The 3,952-nt window shown below is 62.1% G+C and carries 4 protein-coding genes and 1 tRNA gene; 1 reads left to right on the forward strand and 4 read right to left on the reverse strand.

Annotation, left to right across the window (positions count from 1 at the left end):
• Nucleotides 1-72: 72 nt before the first annotated feature.
• The 3 genes from WA989_RS02120 to WA989_RS02130 all read right to left on the reverse strand — a co-directional run bounded on the left by WA989_RS02120 (nucleotide 73) and on the right by WA989_RS02130 (nucleotide 2,933).
• On the reverse strand, nucleotides 73-1,311 hold the full coding sequence (locus WA989_RS02120) for a lysozyme (RefSeq protein ID WP_424338879.1): 1,239 nt from the start codon (nucleotides 1,309-1,311) through the stop codon (nucleotides 73-75).
• 83 nt (nucleotides 1,312-1,394) lie between these two features.
• On the reverse strand, nucleotides 1,395-2,786 hold the full coding sequence (gene mgtE, locus WA989_RS02125) for a magnesium transporter (protein ID WP_424338880.1): 1,392 nt from the start codon (nucleotides 2,784-2,786) through the stop codon (nucleotides 1,395-1,397).
• 62 nt (nucleotides 2,787-2,848) lie between these two features.
• Nucleotides 2,849-2,933, reverse strand: a tRNA-Leu gene (locus WA989_RS02130).
• 82 nt (nucleotides 2,934-3,015) lie between these two features.
• Between WA989_RS02130 and lipB the strand changes: the two genes are divergently transcribed.
• On the forward strand, nucleotides 3,016-3,717 hold the full coding sequence (lipB, locus tag WA989_RS02135) for a lipoyl(octanoyl) transferase LipB (protein WP_424338882.1): 702 nt from the start codon (nucleotides 3,016-3,018) through the stop codon (nucleotides 3,715-3,717).
• Here the strand turns inward: lipB and WA989_RS02140 are convergent.
• A partial coding sequence (locus WA989_RS02140) for a hypothetical protein (protein ID WP_424338881.1) occupies nucleotides 3,705-3,952 on the reverse strand: 248 nt, incomplete at its 5' end. The two genes, lipB and WA989_RS02140, sit on opposite strands and share 13 nt — an antisense overlap.

Genomic DNA, 3,952 nt, shown 5'->3' on the forward strand with positions numbered 1-3,952 from the left:
GTCTGATCTAGCGGGCCTTTGCCGGAATGCCAATGCGTCGAATGAGGTCCGAAGCGATGGCCCGCGGGAGCGTCAGTCAGCCGGTGAGGCGATCGCCCGTACGCAATAATAAGACATGATCAGAAAGAGCAGCCCACCTGCCAGCATCAGGAAGGGTGGCAAATAGGCCAGCAGGCCCTCAAATGGTGCGGTCTCGCCGCCGAACCAGCCAAACTCGGACGCGCCGCCAAAGGCAAACAGACCGGCTCCGAGAAGAGCGACCAGTCCGAACAGAACTATCTCGACTGGACCTTCCTGCGATTGCGGCTGGGCGCCGGCCTTGCGGACCAGCTCAGGGTCAATCTCCGCCGGGGTTACATCATCGATGAGGATCGCGCCCTTGCGCCGCGTGACCGAGCTGTCCTCGACCTCGAGCTGGCCGGGCCGGTAGTCGAAACGGGCGCGCGGAGCCTTGGGTTTGCCGCCAGGCGGTTCGTCGAGCACGATTTCCTCGAGCTCGATGTCACCGGTGATCGGCCCGCTATCTTTCTCTTCGTCCTGATGGTCCGAGACGAGCGCTGAGACCGCCTTGCGGATTTCCTCGACGCTTGCGTCGTAAGGACCGGCCAGGGTCTCTTCGTCCGCATCAGCTGCTGGCGTAGCGCCGGCCTCTTCCTCGCCGAGAATGCGGGTTAATCGCTCGCGCACGGTGCGGGCTGCCGCTTCTGGGGCGGTTTCCTCTTCGCGCTGAGGCAGTCTGGCAGGCGGCACAAATGGTTTAGCCTGGCGCGGTTCGGTCGCACGGCGCTCTGGCGCATCGGTCTCTTCATCGGCGACAGGGCGGAAACGGCTGGACGCGGCCAGTGGAACAGCGCCGCTGGTCTTCAGGAACAGCGCTTTTTCATCGGCCCGGCGGCGCACAAGCGGATCAACAATCATGTCCTGGCTCCCGACGCGGGCCTTGCGCCAGCTTTCCATGGCCGCAGCCGCCTTTAGCTTGTTGCCGGCATTCAGTTGCGCCAGCACTTCGGAACCTTCGAACCGGTCGAGGCCGATATTGAACGCGAAGGAGACCAGCGCATCAAACTCGCTCTGGTTGACCGGAATAAGGATCAGCTCGTGCAAGGCGCGCTCGACGGGGCGCAAATCATATTCACGCAGGATCGCAGCCGCTTCCTGCTGGCTGATTTTCTGGTTGGCGCGGGCAGCTTTCAGATGGCCATAGCCGATCACCCAGCGGCCATCCGGCAGCTGTTTCGATACGGGGCGGAACCCCTCATAGGCCATAATCAGCTTCAGCCCTGTTTCGGACGTGCGAAGGTCTGACGCCATAAACTGCTCCATACCGGGACAACCGGCACTACTCCGGAGAGAATAATTGCAAGCCCTGCGCCGACGGTGAGAATTGCCTGCCGCTAAAGCAGGATCAGCGTTGCTAGTCCAAGGAAACTGAAGAACGCCATAACATCCGTCAGCGTCAGCACGAAGACCGACGAGGCGACGGCCGGGTCAGCCCCCACCTTGCGCAGGCCAAGCGGCACGATGATGCCTGAAAACCCGGCCCAGATGAAGGTCGCGAACATGGCAATTCCGATGGTGATCGCAAGCCCAGTGCTCTGGAACCAGAAGCCCGCAATGGCGGCGACCCCGATGGCAAAGATGACGCCATTCGCAAGACCCGTCAGGGTTTCGCGCACAATAGCGCGGCGGCTCGCATCGCCGTCCATCTCACGCTCCGCAATCGCCCGCACGGCCACTGCTAGGCCCTGGCTGCCTGCATTTCCGCCGAGCGCTGCGACGACCGGCATGAGGATTGCCAGCTGGACGATCTGGTCGATCGTGCTCTCGAACAGCGAGATTATTCCCGATGCGACGAAGGCGGTTATCAGATTCACCGCGAGCCAGGGCGCGCGCGCCTTAACCGAATCGAGCACCGTGTCGGACCCGTCTGCCGAGTTCACGCCCGACATGGCGAGAAAGTCTTCGGTATTTTCTTCCTGGATGACGTCGACCATGTCATCGACGGTCAGCATGCCGAGCAGGCGGCCGGCCTCGTCTGTCACAGGCGCGGAGGCGAGCGAGTATTTCTGGAACTGATAGGCGACCTCTTCCTGGTCCATGTCGACATGAATATCCGACTGGACCTCTTCCATGATGTCGGAGAGTTTCACATCGCGCGGCGTTCGCAGCAGTTTCGCCAGCGGCACCTCGCCTCTGAGCCTGTAAGCCGGATCGACGACATAAACCTCGTAGAACTCGTCCGGCAGGTCATCTGCATTGTCGCGCGCATGATCGATCGCGTGACCAACCGTCCAGAACTCGGGCGCCGCATAATATTCACGCTGCATGAGCCGGCCAGCTGACTCTTCGGCATAGGCGAAGCCATGCTCAAGCGAGGCCCGGTCTTCAGGCGAGAGCTCGTCGAGAATGCGCTCGCGGCGTTCATCCTCAAGGTCTTCGAGAATGGTGGTGACGTCGTCAGAGTCGAGTTCTTCGAGAACGGCAGCAACCGCCTCATCCGGCAGGACATCGACCGCTTCCTCGCGATACTCATCGCGCAATTCGATGATGATCTCGGTCGACAGCTGGCCGTCGAGCAGCCGGACAGCTTCAGCGAAATCGTCGGTGGATAGCTGCTCGAGAAGGTCGGCCGCGTCGGCCGGATAAAGCCGGTTCAGCGTGCGCGACAGCCAACGGCTGTCTTCTTCCCATACGGCCTCGCGAACATCCTGCTCAAGGGCGAGATGCGATTCGCGCGTCTGTTCTTCGGTTTGCTCTTCAGCCTGGGGGGTGGGCAGGTCGGACATCAGGTGAGGTCTCCTCTTGTCCGGGCTTTTGTGCAAGCCCCTGCTGCCAACTTCCCCCGGGATGGTGCGGCCGAGAGGACTCGAACCTCCACGGATTGCTCCACAGCGACCTCAACGCTGCGCGTCTACCAGTTCCGCCACGGCCGCACAGGTCCCGTCGGGAAGTCCGCGCGGTATAAGTGCGCAAAGACGCTTTGTGAAGCCCCGCTTGCACCTCTATATGCGTGAAATGACAGATTTTGCGACCGTCGAATGGGCCGTCAGCCCCGCGCCCGTGGATTATGAAGCAGCTGTGGCTTTCATGGAACGCCGCGTGCGCGATATCCGCGAGTCCGGCGCGCCGGAACTCGTCTGGCTGCTGGAGCATCCCCCGCTCTATACAGCCGGCACGAGCGCGAAGACAGATGACCTGAAAGATGCGAGCCGCTTTCCGGTCTATGAGACCAGCCGCGGCGGACAATACACCTATCACGGCCCCGGCCAGCGCGTCGCCTATGTCATGCTGGATGTAGGCTCGCGTGGGCGGGATGTTCGCGACTTTGTCCAGAAGCTCGAAGCCTGGGTGATCGAGGCGCTCGATGCGTTCAACGTGAAGGGCGAGATCCGTTGCGGACGTGTCGGCGTCTGGGTCGACAGGACCCAGCCTGGCGGGCCGACGCGTGAAGACAAGATCGCTGCGATCGGCCTGCGGCTGAAACGCTGGGTGAGCTTTCACGGCATCAGCCTGAACGTCGAGCCGGATCTCTCCCATTTTGGCGGGATCACGCCATGCGGAATTTCCCAAGACGGGCTTGGCGTCACGAGCTTGGTCGATCTCGGCCTGCCGGTTACGATGGCTGATGCTGATGCGGCGCTGAAGTCTGCCTTCAGGCAGATCTTCCTGTCAGAGCTGCGAGATGTCGAGGCGCCGCTTCAGGCTCAGGCTTCGTAAGACCGCTTGTCGCGAAAGGCATCTTCGCCCGGATAGGTGCCGAAGAAAGGCACTCGCGCAACCCACATCAGGCTCCAGATCGCGATCAGGGCGCTCAGCGGGATGATGACGTTCTGGATCATCGGGAGAGCGGCCTTGAGCACGGTTGGTGCTTTTGCCGGCAGCGGTTGCTCGACGCCCATGCCTCGTCCGCCTGGTCCACCGCGCCCACGCTGGCCGCGCTGCTGCTGAGGGG

It is taken from the genome of Henriciella sp., assembly GCF_049649345.1.
GTDB lineage: Bacteria > Pseudomonadota > Alphaproteobacteria > Caulobacterales > Hyphomonadaceae > Henriciella.